The sequence below is a fragment of the Sphingomonas sp. DMC8 genome (assembly GCF_056314185.1).
Genome location: NZ_JBQUYV010000002.1, coordinates 742,603 through 760,589 on the forward strand (window position 1 = coordinate 742,603; position 17,987 = coordinate 760,589).

General features: G+C 65.9%; 18 protein-coding genes. 12 read left to right on the top strand and 6 right to left on the bottom strand.

What is annotated here, in order from left to right:
• Window position 1 precedes the first annotated feature (1 nt).
• Both pdxA and rsmA read left to right on the top strand, forming a co-directional pair.
• Window positions 2-1,015 carry a 4-hydroxythreonine-4-phosphate dehydrogenase PdxA gene (pdxA, locus tag ACT53K_RS07365; protein ID WP_476227912.1) on the top strand — a complete coding sequence of 338 codons (1,014 nt, stop codon included), beginning with the start codon at window positions 2-4 and terminating at the stop codon, window positions 1,013-1,015.
• Window positions 1,012-1,830, top strand: a complete 819-nt coding sequence (gene rsmA, locus ACT53K_RS07370) for a 16S rRNA (adenine(1518)-N(6)/adenine(1519)-N(6))-dimethyltransferase RsmA (protein WP_476227913.1) — start codon at window positions 1,012-1,014, stop codon at window positions 1,828-1,830. The genes pdxA and rsmA overlap by 4 nt, the downstream gene beginning before the upstream one ends.
• 15 nt (window positions 1,831-1,845) lie before the next feature.
• Here the strand turns inward: rsmA and ACT53K_RS07375 are convergent, their stop codons facing one another.
• A complete protein-coding gene (locus ACT53K_RS07375) occupies window positions 1,846-2,352 on the bottom strand; it encodes a tetratricopeptide repeat protein (protein ID WP_476227914.1) in 507 nt (168 codons plus the stop codon).
• A gap of 32 nt (window positions 2,353-2,384) precedes the next feature.
• A complete protein-coding gene (locus tag ACT53K_RS07380; protein ID WP_476227915.1) occupies window positions 2,385-3,569 on the bottom strand; it encodes an RsmB/NOP family class I SAM-dependent RNA methyltransferase in 1,185 nt (394 codons plus the stop codon).
• 194 nt (window positions 3,570-3,763) lie between these two features.
• On the opposite strand from ACT53K_RS07380, the gene ACT53K_RS07385 reads away from it, so the two are divergent.
• The gene (locus tag ACT53K_RS07385; RefSeq protein ID WP_476227916.1) at window positions 3,764-5,491 is read left to right on the top strand and encodes a sensor domain-containing diguanylate cyclase; all 1,728 of its coding nucleotides are present in this window, start codon (window positions 3,764-3,766) and stop codon (window positions 5,489-5,491) included.
• Between the two features lie 19 nt (window positions 5,492-5,510).
• On the opposite strand, the gene guaB is transcribed toward ACT53K_RS07385, so the two are convergent.
• The 3 genes from guaB to ACT53K_RS07400 all read right to left on the bottom strand — a co-directional run bounded on the left by guaB (window position 5,511) and on the right by ACT53K_RS07400 (window position 8,326).
• Window positions 5,511-6,968: an IMP dehydrogenase gene (gene guaB / locus ACT53K_RS07390; protein WP_476227917.1), complete on the bottom strand. Its 1,458-nt coding sequence runs from the start codon at window positions 6,966-6,968 to the stop codon at window positions 5,511-5,513.
• 76 nt (window positions 6,969-7,044) lie between these two features.
• Window positions 7,045-7,443, bottom strand: coding sequence for a hypothetical protein (locus ACT53K_RS07395; RefSeq protein ID WP_476227918.1), 399 nt, complete (start codon window positions 7,441-7,443; stop codon window positions 7,045-7,047).
• A gap of 58 nt (window positions 7,444-7,501) precedes the next feature.
• Window positions 7,502-8,326, bottom strand: coding sequence for an HpcH/HpaI aldolase/citrate lyase family protein (locus tag ACT53K_RS07400; protein ID WP_476227919.1), 825 nt, complete (start codon window positions 8,324-8,326; stop codon window positions 7,502-7,504).
• A 51-nt stretch (window positions 8,327-8,377) separates the two neighbouring features.
• Here ACT53K_RS07400 and ACT53K_RS07405 point away from each other — a divergent pair, with 51 nt between their 5' ends.
• From ACT53K_RS07405 to ACT53K_RS07415, 3 genes are read left to right on the top strand one after another with little or no spacing between them, the layout of a single operon-like run.
• Window positions 8,378-9,349, top strand: coding sequence for an SPFH domain-containing protein (locus tag ACT53K_RS07405; RefSeq protein WP_476227920.1), 972 nt, complete (start codon window positions 8,378-8,380; stop codon window positions 9,347-9,349).
• A gap of 7 nt (window positions 9,350-9,356) precedes the next feature.
• Entirely contained in the window at window positions 9,357-9,815 is a 459-nt protein-coding gene (locus ACT53K_RS07410; RefSeq protein WP_476227921.1) for an NfeD family protein, read from the top strand.
• 22 nt (window positions 9,816-9,837) lie between these two features.
• Window positions 9,838-11,652, top strand: coding sequence for a DUF885 domain-containing protein (locus ACT53K_RS07415; RefSeq protein WP_476227922.1), 1,815 nt, complete (start codon window positions 9,838-9,840; stop codon window positions 11,650-11,652).
• Between the two features lie 149 nt (window positions 11,653-11,801).
• Here the strand turns inward: ACT53K_RS07415 and ACT53K_RS07420 are convergent, their stop codons facing one another.
• Complete coding sequence (locus ACT53K_RS07420; RefSeq protein ID WP_476227923.1) at window positions 11,802-13,409, bottom strand: phosphoenolpyruvate carboxykinase; 1,608 nt, start codon at window positions 13,407-13,409, stop codon at window positions 11,802-11,804.
• 202 nt (window positions 13,410-13,611) lie between these two features.
• On the opposite strand from ACT53K_RS07420, the gene ACT53K_RS07425 reads away from it, so the two are divergent.
• The 6 genes from ACT53K_RS07425 to ACT53K_RS07450 are packed head-to-tail and all read left to right on the top strand — an operon-like array spanning window position 13,612 to window position 17,915.
• The gene (locus tag ACT53K_RS07425; protein ID WP_476227924.1) at window positions 13,612-14,319 is read left to right on the top strand and encodes a response regulator; all 708 of its coding nucleotides are present in this window, start codon (window positions 13,612-13,614) and stop codon (window positions 14,317-14,319) included.
• Window positions 14,288-15,862 (top strand): sensor histidine kinase, encoded by a 1,575-nt coding sequence (locus ACT53K_RS07430; RefSeq protein ID WP_476227925.1) that lies wholly within the window; start codon window positions 14,288-14,290, stop codon window positions 15,860-15,862. The genes ACT53K_RS07425 and ACT53K_RS07430 overlap by 32 nt, the downstream gene beginning before the upstream one ends.
• Window positions 15,862-16,302, top strand: a complete 441-nt coding sequence (locus ACT53K_RS07435) for an HPr kinase/phosphorylase (RefSeq protein ID WP_476227926.1) — start codon at window positions 15,862-15,864, stop codon at window positions 16,300-16,302. Before ACT53K_RS07430 ends, ACT53K_RS07435 begins: the two co-directional genes overlap by 1 nt.
• Window positions 16,299-17,237, top strand: coding sequence for an RNase adapter RapZ (rapZ, locus tag ACT53K_RS07440; RefSeq protein ID WP_476227927.1), 939 nt, complete (start codon window positions 16,299-16,301; stop codon window positions 17,235-17,237). The genes ACT53K_RS07435 and rapZ overlap by 4 nt, the downstream gene beginning before the upstream one ends.
• Before the next feature lies 1 nt (window position 17,238).
• The gene (locus tag ACT53K_RS07445) at window positions 17,239-17,646 is read left to right on the top strand and encodes a PTS sugar transporter subunit IIA (RefSeq protein WP_476227928.1); all 408 of its coding nucleotides are present in this window, start codon (window positions 17,239-17,241) and stop codon (window positions 17,644-17,646) included.
• Entirely contained in the window at window positions 17,643-17,915 is a 273-nt protein-coding gene (locus ACT53K_RS07450) for an HPr family phosphocarrier protein (RefSeq protein WP_476227929.1), read from the top strand. The genes ACT53K_RS07445 and ACT53K_RS07450 overlap by 4 nt, the downstream gene beginning before the upstream one ends.
• The last annotated feature ends 72 nt before the right edge of the window (window positions 17,916-17,987 follow it).

A 17,987-nucleotide genomic window follows, 5' to 3' on the forward strand; every position in this document is an offset into this window, starting at 1 on the left:
TATGCCGGCGGGCGCAGCCCAGGCTCGCCCGCTTGCCGTGGCGATGGGAGATTCGGCCGGTATCGGCCCGGAGATCACTGCCAAGGCCTGGGCCGCCCGCACCGAACACTCGGTGCCGCCTTTCTTCGCGATCGGCGATTTGCGGGCGGTCCAGCGCGTCTGGGACGGTCCGATAACGGCGATCCGGGATCCGGCCGAAGCGGCGGGCGTCTTCGCCGAAGCGCTGCCGGTTCTTGCCATCAGCGATTCCGGTGACGTCCAGCCGGGCCAGCCCGATGTCGAAAGTGCGCGCACTGCGCTGCAATCGCTGGAAGTTGCGGTGGGCGTTGCCAATGCCGGGGCGGCGGACGGACTGGTGACGGCGCCCGTTTCCAAGGCCCAGCTCTACAAGGTCGGCTTTACCCATCCAGGGCAGACCGAATTCATCGCCGAGCGCTGCGGTGTTGCTGCCGACAATGCCGTGATGATGTTGGCCGGCCCTACTCTGCGCGTTGTACCGATCACCGTTCACGTCGCGCTGGCACACGTGCCTTCGCTGATTTCGGTGGAACTGATCGTCGCCAAGGCCCGTGTGACCGCACGTGGACTGTTCCGCAACTTCGGTATCGAGCGCCCGCGCCTGGCCTTTGCCGGGCTAAATCCCCATGCCGGCGAAAGTGGTGCGCTGGGCCGCGAAGAGATCGACATATTGACGCCGGCGATCGAGATGCTGCGTGCGGAAGGCATCGATGCGACCGGGCCTTATGCCGCCGATACGATGTTCCATGCCCGCGCGCGTGCCGGGTACGATGCGGCACTCTGCCTCTATCACGACCAGGCGCTGATCCCAATCAAGACGCTGCATTTCGACGACGGCGTGAACATGACGCTGGGGCTGCCGATCGTCCGCACCTCGCCCGATCACGGCACCGCCTTCGGCATCGCCGGACGGAATGAAGCCAATCCCGGCGCGATGATTGCCGCGCTCCGCATGGCCGCGCAGGCCGCCCAGCGCAGGGCAGACGGCGCCCAGTGACCGATCTGCCGCCGCTCCGCGACGTCATTGCCCGCTACGGACTCAGCGCCAGCAAGGCGCTGGGGCAGAATTTCCTGTTCGACGGGCAATTGCTGGCGCGCATCGCCCGGGTGCCGGGCGATCTGGCGGGCGCCGAAGTGTTCGAGGTAGGTCCTGGACCCGGCGGCCTTACGCGCGCCCTGCTTCAGGCGGGGGCGAAGGTAACGGCGGTTGAGCGGGACCGGCGCTGCATTCCGGCGCTGGAGGAACTGGCGGGCTATTTCCCCGGCCAGCTTCGCATCATCGAAGGCGATGCGCTGCAGGTCGATGCGCCGACGCTGTTTGCGGGCAAGCCGCACATCGCCTCCAACCTTCCCTATAATGTCGGCACGGCGCTCCTGATCGGCTGGCTCTCCGCCGAATGGCACCCTTGGTGGGCAAGCCTGACGCTAATGTTCCAGAAGGAAGTCGCCGAGCGGATCGTAGCGCAGCCGGGCACCGAACATTATGGCCGGCTGGCGGTGTTGGCCCAATGGCGCAGCACGCCCCGCATCGCGATGAATGTCCATCGCTCCGCCTTCACGCCCCCGCCCAAGGTAATGTCGGCGGTGGTCCACATCACCCCGACCGAAGCGCCGGCGGAGGTTCGGTTGCCACTGCTGGAGGCAGTAACGGCAGCGGCTTTCGGACAGCGGCGGAAAATGCTGCGGCAGAGCCTGAAGCCCGTCCCCGGCGCGCTGGCGGCGCTGGAAAAACTGGGCATCGACGCCAGCCGCCGTGCCGAGACGGTCAGCGTCGCCGAGTTCGTCGCCATCGCGCACGCCCTCGGCAACTGACCGGCTGCACCCCGATCAGGGCTCGCCTTGGTCCTTCGTCGCCGGCTCAGCGGCTGCCAGCGGGCTAGGCGGCGGCCCCTTGGCGATCGCGGCTGCCAACGCAGTAGAATCAGCGCAGCCTGCCTTGCAGATGATCTTGAGCGTGGCGAGGTTGTCCTTCGCCCGCTGCATCGCGCCCTTGGCCACCATCGCCTCACCCTGACCGCGCAGCGCGGCGGGATCGTTCGGCTCCAGCTTCAGCGCCTCACCATAGAAGCGGATCGCCTTGCCGGGCAACTCCTGCGCACGCGCAATATCGCCCAGCAGCACGAACGCCTCGCGATTGCGGGGATCGACCGTGGCAGCGCTTTCGAGCAGATCATTGGCCCCCTCGACGTTGCCGGCCGCCTGTGCCGCGCGCGCTTCCTTGACGAGCGCGATCGAGCGGGGATCGATCTGCGTATCGGGACGCTGCGCGCTCAGGCTGGTGGAAACCGAAAGCAACAGCAGGCCGGCCGCCGCCGAAATTGCGGTGATCCGCATCACATTCTCCAAAACCGAGTGTCGTGTCGCTATCATTGCCGCACCATCTTCGCGACAAAAAAGCCGTCGGTCGAGTCCTTCAGCGGGGTTAGCCGAAGTCCCGGGCCGCGCGGTGTACCGGCAGGGGCATCGAGCGGAACGGCCGACCAGTCCTGATGCTCGTCCAAAAAGCGCTGCACCTGCCCGGCGCCTTCGGCATCGAGCAGCGAACAGACGATGTGGACCAGCGTACCGCCAGGCCGCACCAGCGTTGCTGCCACCTGCAGCAACCGCGCCTGAATGCTGACATAGCGTTCGAGCGCCGCCGGCGTCAGCCGCCAGCGGGCTTCGGGGTTGCGTCGCCAGGTACCGGTGCCCGAACAGGGTGCATCGATCAGCACCAGATCGGCGGTCTCCCGCCAGTCCGCCAGCGCCTCTGCCTCCCGATTGGGGTCGAGTAGCCGGGTCTCCGCAATCGTGACACCCGCACGCGCGGCGCGCGGCATCAGTCGCGACAGGCGCGGTCGATCGACGTCACATGCCAGGATGGTGCCGCGATTTGCCATTGCCGCGGCCAGCGCCAGCGTCTTGCCCCCTGCTCCCGCGCATAAATCGACAACGCGATCGTCGGGCCGGGCGCCAGCGAGCGCCGTCACCAGCTGACTACCCGCATCCTGCACTTCAAGGGCGCCGGTCTGATATGCAGGGAGCGTTTCAACCTGCAGCTCTGTGGCGAGCCGCAGCGCATCGGGCGCGAACGGCAGCAGCTGCACCTCCGGTAGCTCAGCCGCCACGGCAGCTGGGGAAGCCTTGAGCCGGTTGATGCGCACGTCGAGCGGGGCGCGGTCCAGCAGAGCGGCCTGTTCCTCTGGTCCGAGGCCCGACTGGGCGAAGCGCTCCGCCAGCCAGCGCGGCAGGGCCCCGGCTTCGGCGACGGACTCATCGGGGCGGATCGGCGCAGGTCCATAGGGAGAGCCATTGAAAAGCGCCGCCAGTTCTGGCCGCGCCTTGGCAAGGGCGAGCATTGCCGCCCGGCCGCTTTCCGGCCGCTCGCCGCAATGGCGGATCGCCGCATAGACCAGCTCGCGCACCGCCCGGCGATCTTTCGACCCGGCGAAGCGGCGTTCGGCGAACCAGCGCGCCAGCAGCACGTCCGCCGCCGCGCCCTGATCGCGCGCGGCGGCAATGATGCGATCGAGCAGGTCAATCGCCATTTGCAGCCTTGCGGCCGGTGTCATGCGAGATTCTCCGGTAACGGGGAACCGGAAGCAAACGCCGACAGAGAGGGTTCGGGCAGGAAAGACAGGATCACGCCATCCCGCTAGGCGGATTGCCGGCAGATTCCTAGCGCCCTTGCCTGCATTGCTATGTTGGTAAGCATTTCCTCACCAACTGGTGGCATCCCCTGCCCATGGGATCTGGGGGGAGCGTATTGCGCGCTGTCGGTGCGACATGGCTGTTCGTGCTGACGCTAGTGTTCGCCGGCATCTGCCCGGCCGCGGCAACCCCGCTGGCGCTGGGCGATCCGCTATGTCACGCCGTCTCTTCCCTGAATGCGCCACTTTCGGCCGCCAGGCGCCTGGCCTTTCGGTGCACCGGGACGCCAAGCAACTATCAGCAAGGCAGTTTGTGGCTCCGCGCGCCGCTTCCCAAAACGGGCCGATCGGAGGAACCGGTCGAGATACTCGTACACCATAGCCGGTTTGACAGCCTCTCGGTCGGTTTCATTGCTTCGAACGGCGATATTGCCTGGCAAAGCGTGCGAAGCGGCGCGTTCGGCACGCATTGGCGTCCCGGCGCTCAAATTGCCTTCCGCGCGCCGGGAGGCCAGGTGGCGCCCGTTGCGGTGGTGTTGCGGTTCGACAGGCTCGCCAGCTACCAGTTTCTGCGTATCCGGATGGAACGCGACGGCTGGGGCGAAATCCAGTCCGCCTCGCTCGGCGGACTGATCGGCGCGGCACTTACCCTGCTGCTGGTAGGCTCGCTGTACAACGGCTCACTGGCCCTCGCCGTACGGCGACAATTTCTGGCCTGGCAGGGCGTCTGGGCAGCATGCATGCTCTTGTGGGGGGCGACCTGGTCGCAACTGCTGTTGCTACTCTTTCCCGGGCTGGCCGGGGCGCCGGCATCGCAATGTTGCACCTTTCTCGCCACGCTGGCTGTCACGCTGGCGACGATCAGCGCGGTCACGTCGATCGAAGGCGAAGAGATCCCGCCCCTTCTGCGCTGGACCACGCTGGCGCTCGGCCTGTCGATTGGCTTGCTGGGAATACCCGCCGCGCTCGTCCGTAGTCAGGCAATCGAATGGATCGGCGCGGTGCTAAGCATCCTCACGCTCGCCGTTCTGGGCGCCGTGGCACTATGCCTTGGCTTAGCGTGGCGGCGCGGTAGCAGTGATGCGCGCGCACTTGCCGGTGCCTGGGCCGTGCCAATGGCTGCGCTCGCGCTTACGCAATTCATCGATCTGGGATCGAGCCTGTGGGGTGGCGGTGCACAGTTACTGGTGCTCTTCGCGGCATCTTGGCAGACGATCTGGTTATCGGTCGCTGCGAGCCGGCGGCTCGCCCGCCTGCGCATCGAACGCGACCGCGCCCGGGCGGCGGAAGCGCAGGCCAGCGAGCTCGCCGGCCGAGATCCGCTGACCGGCCTGCGCAACCGCCGCGGCTTCATCACCATGATCGGACCGCTTCTGCAGTTCGCCCGTAGCGAAAATGCGCCGGTGGCGCTGCTGTTGATCGACATTGATCGCTTCAAGTCGATCAATGATCTGCTCGGCCATGAGGCTGGCGATACGGTGCTTTCGACCATTGCCGCGCGGCTGGAGCGGTGGGAATCGGCGATGTGCGCGGTCGCGCGACTGGGCGGCGAAGAGTTTGCGGTGATGGTCGCGGGGCTTGGCGGAATGCCGCTGATGCAGTTCGCCGACCATGTCCGGAGCGAGATCGGCGCCTGCGATCACGGCGCCGCGTTGGGCGACCGCCGCGTCACCGTTAGCATCGGCGTCGCCGAGGCACAGGGCGCCACCGACTTCCAGCAGCTGTATCGCATCGCCGATCGCGGCCTCTATGCGGCGAAGCGCGCAGGTCGCAACTGCATCGTCCGGCCGACACCGGAAATGATTGCCCCCGCCCTGCCGGAAAGTCTGCGGGCGCAGGGATAACCCCGCGCCCGGCATAGCATCAGCGCGTCGGGTAGTTCGGAGCCTCACGCGTGATCGTCACGTCATGGACGTGGCTTTCCTTGAGGCCCGCATTGGTGATGCGCACGAACCGCGCCTTCTTCTGGAACTCCGGCAGCGTCGCGGCGCCAACATAGCCCATCGAAGCCTTCACGCCGCCCACCAGCTGGTGGATCACATCGCGTGCCGGGCCCTTGTACGGTACCTGGCCTTCGATGCCTTCCGGTACCAGTTTCAGCTGATCCTTGATGTCCTGCTGGAAGTAACGATCGGCCGAGCCCTTTGCCATCGCGCCGACCGACCCCATGCCGCGATACGACTTGTAGGCGCGGCCCTGATACAGGAAGGTTTCCCCCGGCGCTTCCTCGGTGCCCGCCAGCAACGAGCCGATCATCGCCGCGCCCGCGCCTGCCGCGAGCGCCTTGGCGATGTCGCCCGAGGTGCGGATGCCGCCATCGGCAATCACCGGCACGCCCGACTTGGCGGCTTCCTCGGCCGCTTCCATCACGGCAGTAAGCTGGGGCACGCCGACGCCGGCGACGACGCGGGTAGTGCAGATCGAACCCGGGCCGATACCGACCTTGATGCCGTCCGCGCCCGCATCGATCAGCGCACGGGCAGCCTCGGCCGTCGCGATATTGCCGGCAATCACCTGCACCCGGTTCGACAGCTTCTTTACCCGCTCGACGGCGCGGCTGACGTCCTTGTTGTGGCCGTGCGCGGTGTCGATCACCACCAGATCGACTTCCGCGTCAACCAGCGCCTCGGTACGGGCAAAGCCCTTGTCGCCCACCGTCGTGGCGGCGGCGACGCAAAGCCGGCCGCTCGCATCCTTGGTGGCGTGGGGATAGGTGACTGCCTTTTCGATATCCTTCACCGTGATCAGCCCGACGCAGCGATAGGCATCGTCGACCACTAGCAGTTTTTCGATCCGGCGCTGATGGAGCAGCCGACGCGCCTCTTCCTGCGCAACGCCCAGCTTCACCGTCGCGAGGTTCTGGTGCGTCATCAGCTCCGACACCGGCTGATGCGGGTTCTCGGCAAAGCGCACGTCGCGGTTGGTCAGAATGCCGACCAGCCTGCCGTCGGCCTCAACGATGGGAATGCCGCTGATCCGGTGCCGCGCCATCAGCGCCTGCGCCTCTGCCAGCGTGCCGTTCGGTGCCATTGTAATCGGATTGACGACCATGCCGCTTTCGAAGCGCTTGACCGCGCGTACCGCCTCAGCCTGCTCGTCGATCTCCATGTTGCGGTGCAGCACGCCGATACCGCCCAGCTGGGCCATGACGATCGCCATATCGCCTTCCGTGACGGTATCCATCGCCGAGGACAGGATCGGAATGTTGAGCGCAAGGCTCTTGGTGACGAACGTCCGGGTATCCGCCATGCTCGGAACGATCTCGGATTCGCCCGGATAGAGCAGAACGTCGTCGAAAGTCAGGCCGAGAGGGATTTCCATGGGGAGCGCCAAATCCTTGAGTCGAGAGTTGGCGGCCCATGTAACCGCAAGGGTGCGGGTGCGCTAGTGGGCTGCGCTAGTGGTTTACGTCCGACACATAGGTTCGGTCGGGATAAAGCGCCGCACGTTCCGCCGCGAGCTGCTGCCGGATCACTTCTCCCAGCCGCGCACAGGCACGCCGATATTCATCCATCTCCTCGACGACGCGCGTGATCGGCCATTCGCTGACATGCTCGCTGTAGCGCATGCGGACATCAAGATCGCCGGCGCGCACTTCCCGCGCTGCATCGGCCTGGCGGCCACCGCGACCGCGCGCCTGATTATACAGGATGTCGATAATCCGGCGGCGCGCGGAGATGACGCGCGCGGTCTGGTAGCGCAGGCGCGACAGCTCTGAAGCGTCACAGGTCTTGCGTGCCATGAACGTCTCTTCGGCACCCATCGCCTGGAGCAGCGTAGTATCGAGTTCCTGCATGTTTATCATACAGGAGACATAGCAAGGGCCTGGCCCGACGCGGTGTTTTACGAGGAAATTATTCGTTCCGTTCGCGCAATGCTCGGGAAAGGAGCGCCTGCGCCTGGGCGACGTGCATCGCCTCGATCATCCGGTCGCGAAACCGTTCTGCCCCGCCACTGGCGGCAGCGATCAGCGCCTCAGCATCGGCGATTTCCTCGGGCGTGGGGCCGAATGCCGCGGCCGCCGGCGCGATCTGGCCGGGATGGATGAGCGTCTTGCCGTCGAACCCCATGGCCCTGCCCGCGCTGCATTCGGCGACCAACCCCTCGGTATCGGCAAGCGCATTGAATACGCCGTCCAGCGCCCAGCCGCCTGCGGCACGCGCAGCGAGCACGATCGTCTGCAGCACCAGCGCCAGACCGTCGCGCCCGGCGCCGGCGGGAATCCCCAGCGTCGCCTTTAGGTCGTTGGTGCCCGCGATCAGCCCGGCGACGCCCGGCGCCGCCGCTATCGCCGATGCCTGAAGTGCGCCCGCGGGGGTCTCGATCATCGCCAATATCGGCTTGCCCGCTGCGGCAGCCACGCCAGCAGCACCGGCGGCATCCTCCACCTTCGGGACCACTAGCATCGCGCACGCCGATCCGGCCACCGCCGCAATGTCGGCTGCATGGGCGCTGTCCCCTATGCCATTGACGCGGATAGCGGCGATCCGCTCGCCAAACCCCTCCGCCATTGCGGCTACCGCCGCTTCACGGGCAGCGGCCTTGTCCTCGGACTTCACGGCATCCTCAAGATCGAGGATGACCATATCGACCGGCAGCGTCCGCGCCTTGGCGACGGCACGGGGATTGGATGCTGGCAGGAAAAGCGCGGTGCGCGGCGCGAGAGGCATGCTGGTCATGGCGCCTCTCTATGCTAGCAATGCACCCGATTGCGAGGGGAGTCGGGGAAAATGGAACTCATTTCCGCGTTTCTGGTGGCGCTGGCGGTGCTGGTGCTGCTCTACATCATGTCCAGCGTGAAGATCGTGAACCAGGGTTATCAGTACACGATCGAGCATTTCGGTCGCTTCACGACGGTCGCCACCCCCGGCTTCAACTTCTACCCCGCATTCTTCTATCGCGTCGGCCGCAAGGTGAACATGATGGAGCAGGTGATAGATATTCCGGGCCAGGAAATCATCACCAAGGACAATGCGATGATCTCCACCGACGGGGTCGTCTTCTTCCAGGTGCTCGATGCCGCCAAGGCCGCCTATGAGGTATCCGACCTCTATGTCGCGCTGCTCCAGCTCACCACCACTAACCTGCGGACAGTGATGGGGTCGATGGACCTGGACGAGACGCTGTCGAAGCGCGACGAAATCAACGCGCGGCTGTTGTCGGTTGTCGACCATGCGACCACGCCCTGGGGCGTGAAGATCACCCGCGTCGAGATCAAGGACATCCGCCCGCCGGCTGACATTGTCAACGCAATGGGCCGCCAGATGAAGGCCGAGCGCGAAAAGCGCGCCAACATTCTCGAAGCCGAAGGCGCCCGCGCATCCGAAATCCTGCGTGCGGAAGGGCAGAAGGCCGCACGCATCCTCGAAGCGGAAGGCCGCCGCGAATCCGCCTTCCGTGACGCCGAAGCCCGAGAACGCGCCGCCGAGGCCGAGGCCAAGGCGACACAGCTCGTCTCCGATGCGATCGAGTCGGGCAGCGCGGCGTCGCTCAACTATTTCATCGCCCAGAAATATGTGGAAGCGGTGGGCAAATTCGCCACCTCGCCCAATGCCAAGACGATCCTCTTCCCGGTCGAGGCGACGCAGCTCATCGGCACGCTGGGCGGCATTGGCGAACTGGCCAAGGAGGCACTGTCGGGCAACGCGCCGACTCCGCCCGCCCCGCTGCGCCGACCGGGCCCGTTCGAGCAACAGGGCTGATCGCGCAATGGACTGGCTGCACCAGGCGGCAGTACTGTGGCTGATCGCGGGCGTCGCCTTCGCCATCGCCGAATTGCTGCTGCCGGGCGTCTATCTCGTCTTCTTCGCCGTGGCGGCTGTGCTTACCGGCACCATCGCGTTGCTTTTCCCGGCGCTTACGCTTGGCGGCCAGATGATCAGCTTCGCCGCATGGTCGCTTGCTGTCGTGCTGATCGGCAAGCGCTGGTATCGCGATTTTCCGGTTCCGAGCAGCGAACCGTTGCTGAATGACCGCGTGGCGCAGCTACTGGGCCAGACGGTCACCGTGACCATCGCGATCGAGGCCGGCGAAGGCCGCGTGCGGGTCGCGGATGGTGAATGGCCAGCGCGCGGTGCCGACGCGCCCGCCGGCGCCCGGGTACGGATCACCGGCGCCATGGGTGCCACTTTGCTGGTTGAGCCGGTAGCGACCCTTCCCCTTTCCTGATTATTCCCCTGAGGTAGAATTGATGCGTACTTCCCGTCGCGAAATGTTGCTTGGATCCGGCGCAGCGCTGGCCACCGGGCTGGTGGCCGCTACCGCGCGAGCCACCCCCGCCGAAACCCAGGCGCAGGGGCTAATCGACCGCACTGCCGAAGAAATGCTGCGACTGAATCCCGAAGGCGCGACGGCACTGGGCATCGACAAGGGGGAGCGCGAAGCCCTCAAGCATGCGCTCGGCGACCGGAGCCCAGGCGGCGTCGCAAAAATGGCCGCCCATCTCCGCGCCACGCTCGCTGATATCGATCGGATCGACGTGAACGCAGTCTCGCCGGACATGCGCGTCCATCTCGACGTCATCCAGACTGCCTACGCCAATGCGCTGAAGGGCATGGCTTTCCCCTATGGCGATGTCGCCGTGGGCAGCTGGCGGAACGCACCCTATGTCGTCGCGCAGAATGTCGGCGCCTATATCGACACGCCGCGCATGCTCGACAGCGATCACCAGATCGCGTCGCGCGAGGACGCAGAAGCCTATTGCGACCGGCTCGATTCCTATCCGGATCAGCTCGACGGCGAGACGGAACGACTGAAACAGGCAGCCGGCCTTGGCGTGATCGCGCCGGACTTCCTGCTCGACAAATGCCTCAAGCAGATTCGCATGGCACGCAGCGGCAACCCGGCGGGCTGGGACATCGTCACCTCCGTCGCCAATCGCAGTGCCGGCATGGGCGGCGATTATGGCCAGCGCGCCTGGCAGATTGCGACCGAGCGCGTTGCCCCCGCGCTCGACCGCCAGATCAAGGAACTCGAACGCCATCGCGCCCGCGCCACCCATGATGCGGGTGTGTGGAAGTTCAAGGACGGCGACGCCTATTATGCCTGGGCGCTGAGCGCCGGCACCACGACGACGATGACGCCCGACGAGGTCCACCAGATGGGCCTCGACCAGCTCCGCGCGCTGCAAGCCGAAATGGACGTGATCCTGAAAGCGCAGGGCTATAGCCAGGGTAGCGTTGGTGCCCGCATGCGCGCGCTTGCCAAGGATCCGCGTTTCGCCTTCCCGGAAACCGATGCAGGCCGCGCCGAGATCATCAAGATCCTGCAGGACAGCATCAACGACATGCGCGGCCGGATGCCGCAGGCATTCCACACGCTGGTGCCCGGCAATGTCGAGGTGAAGCGCATTCCGGCGGTGGAGGAAAGCGGCGCTGCGGGTGCCTATGGTGGCCCCGGCACGATCGACGGCAAGGTGCCAGGCCGGCTATGGATCAATCTGCGCTCGACCGGCATCTGGACGCGGTTCAGCCTGCCCGATCTTGCGTATCATGAGGCAATTCCCGGCCATGCCTGGCAGGGCGAATACACCTTCAAGATGCCGCTGATCCGCTCGATGCTGCAATTCAACGCCTATTCCGAAGGCTGGGCGCTCTATGCCGAGCAGCTTGCCGACGAATTGGGCGTCTATGCCGCCAATCCGGCGGCGAAGCTCGGCTATCTTCAGTCGCTGGGCTTCCGCGCCTGCCGGCTGGTTGTCGATACGGGCCTGCATGCCAAGCGCTGGACGCGCGAACAGGCAATCCAGTGGTTCGTGGAGACCAACGGCTCATCCGAGGATGAAGTGCAAGGCGAAGTCGATCGCTATTGCTCCTGGCCGGGTCAGGCCTGCGGCTACAAGGTCGGGCACAGCGAGATCAACCGCCTGCGGGGCCGCGCCAAGAACGCGCTGGGCGAGAAGTTCGACTTCCGCGCGTTCAACGATGCGCTGGTGCTGGGGGGCAATGTGCCGATGACCGTGCTGGGCCATATCGTCGACCGGCACATTGCTGCGCGGAAGGGGTAATAGCTTAATCCCCCTTCCGCTTGCGGGGGGACAGGGAAGGGGGCGACGTGGCGGCTCCCAGCTGGGCTTCCCCCTGGGCTCGGCATTCTCCCCTCCCCCATCCCCTCCCGCAAGCGGGAGGGGAGCGAAGACAGCGGCAGTCGGCCGATTTACGCCAGCAAGCGCACCTTCGGCGCCGCCGCGCGGACGCCCGGCTCGACATGGTCTTCGAACTGGGCGAAGTTTTCCACGAACAGGTCGACGAGCCTCGCCGCCGTCGCGTCGTAAGCATCCTTGTCCGCCCAGGTCTCACGCGGATCGAGAATACCCGAGTCGACACCCGGCACCGCCACCGGCACCTGGAAGCCGAAGAAGGGATCGACCCGGAACTCCGCCTGATTGAGGCTGCCGTCCAGCGCGGCGTTCAGCAACGCCCGGGTCGCCTTGATCGGCATCCGGTGGCCGACGCCGTACATGCCGCCGGTCCAGCCGGTATTGACCAGCCAGCATGCGACATTGCCTTCGGCGATCCGCTTCTTCAGCAGATTGCCATAGACCGACGGATGACGCGGCATGAACGGCGCGCCGAAACAGGTGGAGAAAGTCGCCTCAGGTTCGGTCACGCCGATTTCGGTACCTGCGACGCGCGCGGTGTAGCCCGACAGGAAATGATACATCGCCTGTTCGGGCGTCAGTCGGGCGATGGGCGGGAGCACGCCATATGCATCGGCCGTGAGGAAGATCATGTTGCGCGGCACCGGCCCGAGATTGCCCCGCGAGGCATTGGGGATGAAGTCGATCGGGTAGGAGCCACGGCTATTCTCGGCGAGGCTGGGATCGTCGAGGTCGAGCGCCCGCGTTTCCGGGTCCATAACGACATTTTCCAGCACGGTGCCGAACCGCTTGGTCGTTGCGAAGATTTCAGGTTCGGCTTCGGCCGAAAGGCGGATCATCTTGGCGTAGCAGCCGCCTTCGAAGTTGAAGACCGCGGTATCCGACCAGCCATGCTCGTCATCACCGATCAGCGTGCGGCTGGCATCTGCCGATAGCGTCGTCTTGCCGGTGCCCGACAGGCCGAAGAAAATAGCGGTGTCGCCCTGCGGACCGATATTGGCCGAACAATGCATCGGCATGATGCCATCCACCGGCAGCAGGTAATTTAGCAGCCCGAACACGCTCTTCTTCATCTCGCCGGCATAGGCAGTACCGCCGATCAGGATCAGCTTTTCGGTGAAATTGACAGCGATCACCGTCTCGCCGCGCGTGCCGTGGCGCGCGGGATCGGCGCGGAAGCTCGGCAGGTCGATGATCGTATAGTCGGGAACGAACCCGGCCAGAGCCTCCGTCTCCGGGCGGACCAGCATGGTGCGAATGAACAGGCTGTGCCACGCGAGTTCATTGATCACGCGCACCTGCACGCGATGCTCGGGCTGCGAGCCGCCATAAAGGTCCTGCACGAACAGCTCTTCGCGCTGACCCAGTTGGGCAAGGAAATCGGCCTTCAGTGCGGCGAAGTGCTCGGGCGTCATCGCCTGGTTGGTCTTGCCCCACCACACGGTCTGCTCGGTCTCGGCATCGCGAACGATGAACTTGTCCTTCGCCGATCGCCCGGTGTGCTTGCCGGTTGCGACGACGAGGGGGCCTTCGGCGGCGAGGCTGCCTTCGCCGCGCCGGATCGCATGTTCGACCAGCGGCGCAGTGATCAAATTCCAGTGGAGAGACGCCTTTGTCGCGATGCCCTGCGCATCGAGGCCATGGCGCGAAACACGATCAGTCACCCAAGTTCTCCTTTATCATTTTCCGCCGCTGTGACGGCCGGGCACCCGCATGCGCACGCATGTGGAGCAATATTATTGCCGCCCCCCTCGCACGCGCCCGTCGCGGGGGTCAATCCGGGTTAACGTTGTCAGTCGGTTGAGGCGGCACGAACTTTCGTCTAACGCTTGCAACGATGATCCAGAGCCAGGTTCGCGTCACCCGATGACCGCTACGATCGCGCTGGTCGACGACGACCGCAATATCCTCACCTCCGTCTCGATCGCGCTGCAGACCGAGGGGTTCCTGACACGAGTCTATTCGGACGGCGAAAGCGCGCTGAAGGCACTGATCGACAATCCGCCCGATCTGGCGGTGCTCGACATCAAGATGCCGAAGATGGACGGCCTCGAACTGCTCCGCCGCCTGCGCGAAAAGAGCATGATTCCGGTAATCTTCCTCACCAGCAAGGACGACGAGCTGGACGAAGCGCTGGGGCTGGCGATGGGTGCGGACGACTATATCGCCAAGCCCTTTTCACAGCGCCTGCTGATCGCCCGCATCCGCGCGATCCTGCGCCGGACCGAGCCGATGCAGCCCACCAGCGAGGGCGAACCCGCCGAGCCGGCCGAAGTCCTGGTACGCGGGCGGCTGACGATGGACCCCGCTCGCCACAAGGTCACCTGGGACGGCGCCAACGTCACGCTGACGGTCACCGAATTCCTGATCCTGGAGACGCTTGCCCAGCGCCCCGGCATCGTCAAGACGCGCAACCAGCTGATGGACGCGGCCTATCAAGACGACATCTATGTCGATGACCGCACCATCGACAGCCACATCAAGCGCGTCCGCCGCAAATTCCGGCAGGTCGATCTGGAATTTGATGCTATCGAGACGCTCTATGGCGCGGGCTACCGTTTTTCGGACGAATGACGAGCGCGACCTGGCGCTGCAATGGTCGGGCCGGGTCAGCCTCACGCCGCGCATTCTGGCGGTCAACATATTCGCGCTGGCGTTGCTGTGCGGCGGCTTCTTCTATCTGGACAGCTATCGCAGTCGCATCGTTGATAGTCGCGTGGAGCAAACCAGCCGCGAAGTACGGCTGATTGCGCAGGCGCTTGCCTCCGCCACCGACAAGCGCCGCGACCTGCTGGTGCTCAGCCTGGCGCGCGACATGGGCACGCGCATCCGCCTCTATGACGAAGACGGCAAGATGATCGCCGACAGCCGCGAACTCGGGCTGCGCAACGTCGTGCTGCGCGATCCTGACAAGGACCCCTGGGGGCAGACGGCCGCGCGCTTCCTCGATGCGGTGATCGACAAGGTGGCGGGTGCCGACCGCGCGCCGCTCTACCGCGAGCATAATCGCGACAAGGGATTCGACTGGCCCGATGTGCGTACCGCGCGCGACACCCATGCGGCCGCCGCGACCGTATGGCGCGCACCCGATCGCACGCCGGTCATCACGGCAGCCGCCCCTATCACGGGACTGGGCGTGGTGATGGCGACGTTCAACGCGCGCGATATTACCCAGACGGTGCGGCTGGAACGCTACCGGCTGGGCGTGGTGCTGGCGATCGTCTCGCTGGTGTCGGTGCTGCTGTCGCTGTTCCTCGCGCGCACCATCGTTCGCCCGCTGCGGCGGCTGGCGCGTGCGGCGATCCGGGTGCGGCTCGGCCGAGCGCGCGAAGTGGTCGTCCCCCGCCTGCCCGACCGGCGGGACGAAATCGGCATGCTCGCCCGTGCCCTATCCGACATGAGCCAGGCCCTCCGCGCGCGGATCGACGCGACCGAGGCCTTTGCCGCGGATGTGACGCACGAGCTGAAGAACCCCCTCGCCTCGTTGCGGTCCGCCGTCGAAGGGCTTTCCAACGTTAAAGATCCGGATCTGCGCACGCGGCTGCTCGACGTTGCACGCGACGATGTCCACCGGCTCGACCGGCTGATAACCGACATTTCGGAAGCATCGCGCCTCGACGCGCAGCTCAGCCGCGCCACTTTCGAGCCTTTCGACCTTGTCGGCATGCTCCGCGCCCTGGTCGAGCAACGTGCGACGCGCGGGCTGCCGGGCGACATCCGCCTGCGGTTCGACCAGACAGGCACCGAACCGATGCTGGTGCTCGGCGAACCGGCCCGGCTGGAACGGGTGTTCGAAAACCTGATCGAGAACGCCCTGTCCTTCTCGCCGCCTGGCGGGCTCGTCGCGCTTTCGGCCGAGCCGGTCGGCGGCACGCTGGAAGTGCGGGTGGAGGATGAAGGCCCCGGCGTCCCGGAGGAAGCGCGCGAGGCGATCTTCCGCCGCTTCCATTCGGTACGGCCGCAAACCGAGGCATTCGGCCAGCATTCGGGTCTGGGCCTTGCCATTGCCCGCACCATCGTCGAAGGCCATCAGGGGAGCATCCATGTGGAAGCGCGGGAGGATCGATTGAGCGGGGCTCGATTCGTAGTGCGACTGCCGATGGCGGTGTACGGCTGATGGCGGAATTCCGGGTACCGGATGTCTCTTCGGAGACACTGGGCGCAACCTGCGTTGCGTTTGACGGCGCTGCGGTGCTGATCGAGGGCCGCGCGGCAGACCGGACCGATCTGGCGCTGCGCCTGATCGATCGCGGCGGCGTGCTGGTGGCGGCGGAGCATTGCATCTGCCAGCGCCAGGGCAACGCGCTGTTCGCCACCGCGCCGGCGGGCACCGGCGGGAGTATCGAGCTGCCTGGCCTGGGCAGCATCACCGTACCGCATCAGGACCGCGTTGCCGTGCGTCTGTGCGTGACGCTGCTCGATCCAGAGCCGCAGCTCGCCACCCTGCTTCCCGTGCGCCGGATCGCCGGCGCCGAGCTCCCGCTGCTCGGCCTGCGCGCCAATGATATCGCCGCTGCTGCCAAGGCGCGGCTAGCGCTACAGCATTTCGCCCGATGAGCCGCCGTCGCCCCAAACAGATTCTGCTCGTCACCGGCATGTCCGGTGCGGGCAAGTCGACTGTGCTGCGCACGCTGGAAGATCTTGGCTGGGAAGTCGTCGACAACCTGCCACTGCTGCTGCTCAACCGCCTGCTCGATACCTCGCCCAGCGAAGGGGCCGAGCCGGATGACGAGCGCCCGCTGGCGATCGGCATCGGCGCGCAGACTCGCGGCTTCGACGCCGAAAGCATCGTTCGCCGAATCAAAAAGCTGCGCGAGGAACATGGCCATGATGTCGGCACGCTGTTCCTCGAATGCTCGGGCGCGGAGCTGGACCGCCGCTATTCGGAAACGCGCCGCCGCCATCCGCTGGCGCAGGACCGGCCGGCCGCCGACGGCATCGCCCAAGAACGCGAGTTGCTGAGCCCGCTGCGACGTTGGTCGAATCGGCTGATCGATACGACCGACATCACCGCCAACCAGCTCGCCCACACCATCCGCGCCACGTTCGGCCAGCAAGGCACGGGCAAGACGACACTGACCATCACATCCTTCGGCTTCTCCCGCGGCCTGCCACGCGATGCCGATCTGGTCCTCGACATGCGCTTCCTGCGCAATCCGCACTGGGATGCGGCGCTGCGGCCCGGCACGGGGCTCGACGCGGACGTTTCGGCCTATATCGCCGCCGACCCCGCCTACGACCAGGCGATGGCGCAGATCGAGGCGCTGCTGCTCCTGCTGCTGCCGCGCTATCAGGCCGAAGGAAAATCCTATGTTACTGTAGCGTTCGGCTGTACCGGCGGGCGGCACCGTTCGGTGCATGTCGCCGAACGGATGGCCCGCCGGTTGCGCGAAGAAGGATTTTCGCCCACGGTGACGCATCGAGACTTGCAGACCGCGCCACAGGACTCCCTGGAGGGGGCGCCGGTGTCCATGGCTAGGGGCGGAGAATAGAATGATCGGGCTGGTGCTCGTGACGCATGGACGACTCGCCGAGGAGTTCGTCGTCGCGATGGAACATGTAGTGGGGAAGCAGGAACAGATCGCGGCGATCTGCATCGGCCCCGAGGATGATATGGAAGGCCGCCGCGCCGACATCGATTCCGCCGTGCGGGCAGTCGATTCGGGCGAAGGCGTCATCATCCTCAGCGACCTGTTCGGCGGCACCCCGTCGAACCTCGCCATCTCGCTGATGAAGGCGGGCAAGGTCGAAGTGATCGCCGGCATCAGCCTGCCGATGCTCATCCGCCTGGGCAGCGCCCGCAAGACCATGTCGGTCACCGACGCCGTGCTCGCCGCGCGCGATGCAGGCCGCAAATACGTCACCGTCGCTTCCGAAATGCTGGGGCCGCCGAACGCATGAGCCGAATCAGCCGCACCGTCCTCATCGAAAACCGCCGGGGCCTCCACGCCCGCGCCAGCATGGCCCTGGTCACACTGGCCAGCGCCCAGCCGGTCGAGCTGACCGTGGAAAAAGACGGCAACACCGCACTCGGCACCTCGATCCTCGACCTGATGATGCTGGGCGCGGCCAAGGGCGACACGATCACGATCAGCGCCGAAGGCGAAGGCGCCGAAGCCGCCGTGCAGGCGGTGGTGGAACTGGTGGAAGCGCGGTTCAACGAGGAATAACGGCGGGAAGCCCTTCCCACTTACGCTCCCCTCCCGCTTGCGGGAGGGGTCGGGGGAGGGACTGACGCGGAA

Bases quoted from the DNA above. Each gene is read 5' to 3' on its own strand.
- ACT53K_RS07395 (WP_476227918.1), bottom strand. From the start codon at position 7,443: ATGCAGGAACTCGATACTACGCTGCTCCAGGCGATGGGTGCCGAAGAG.
- ACT53K_RS07405 (WP_476227920.1), top strand. From the start codon at position 8,378: ATGGAACTCATTTCCGCGTTTCTGGTGGCGCTGGCGGTGCTGGTGCTG.
- pdxA (WP_476227912.1), top strand. From the start codon at position 2: ATGCCGGCGGGCGCAGCCCAGGCTCGCCCGCTTGCCGTGGCGATGGGA.
- ACT53K_RS07445 (WP_476227928.1), top strand. From the start codon at position 17,239: ATGATCGGGCTGGTGCTCGTGACGCATGGACGACTCGCCGAGGAGTTC.
- ACT53K_RS07400 (WP_476227919.1), bottom strand. From the start codon at position 8,326: ATGACCAGCATGCCTCTCGCGCCGCGCACCGCGCTTTTCCTGCCAGCA.
- ACT53K_RS07410 (WP_476227921.1), top strand. From the start codon at position 9,357: ATGGACTGGCTGCACCAGGCGGCAGTACTGTGGCTGATCGCGGGCGTC.
- ACT53K_RS07375 (WP_476227914.1), bottom strand. From the start codon at position 2,352: ATGCGGATCACCGCAATTTCGGCGGCGGCCGGCCTGCTGTTGCTTTCG.
- ACT53K_RS07430 (WP_476227925.1), top strand. From the start codon at position 14,288: ATGGCGCGGGCTACCGTTTTTCGGACGAATGACGAGCGCGACCTGGCG.
- ACT53K_RS07450 (WP_476227929.1), top strand. From the start codon at position 17,643: ATGAGCCGAATCAGCCGCACCGTCCTCATCGAAAACCGCCGGGGCCTC.
- ACT53K_RS07435 (WP_476227926.1), top strand. From the start codon at position 15,862: ATGGCGGAATTCCGGGTACCGGATGTCTCTTCGGAGACACTGGGCGCA.
- rapZ (WP_476227927.1), top strand. From the start codon at position 16,299: ATGAGCCGCCGTCGCCCCAAACAGATTCTGCTCGTCACCGGCATGTCC.
- guaB (WP_476227917.1), bottom strand. From the start codon at position 6,968: ATGGAAATCCCTCTCGGCCTGACTTTCGACGACGTTCTGCTCTATCCG.
- ACT53K_RS07415 (WP_476227922.1), top strand. From the start codon at position 9,838: ATGCGTACTTCCCGTCGCGAAATGTTGCTTGGATCCGGCGCAGCGCTG.
- ACT53K_RS07425 (WP_476227924.1), top strand. From the start codon at position 13,612: ATGACCGCTACGATCGCGCTGGTCGACGACGACCGCAATATCCTCACC.
- ACT53K_RS07380 (WP_476227915.1), bottom strand. From the start codon at position 3,569: ATGACACCGGCCGCAAGGCTGCAAATGGCGATTGACCTGCTCGATCGC.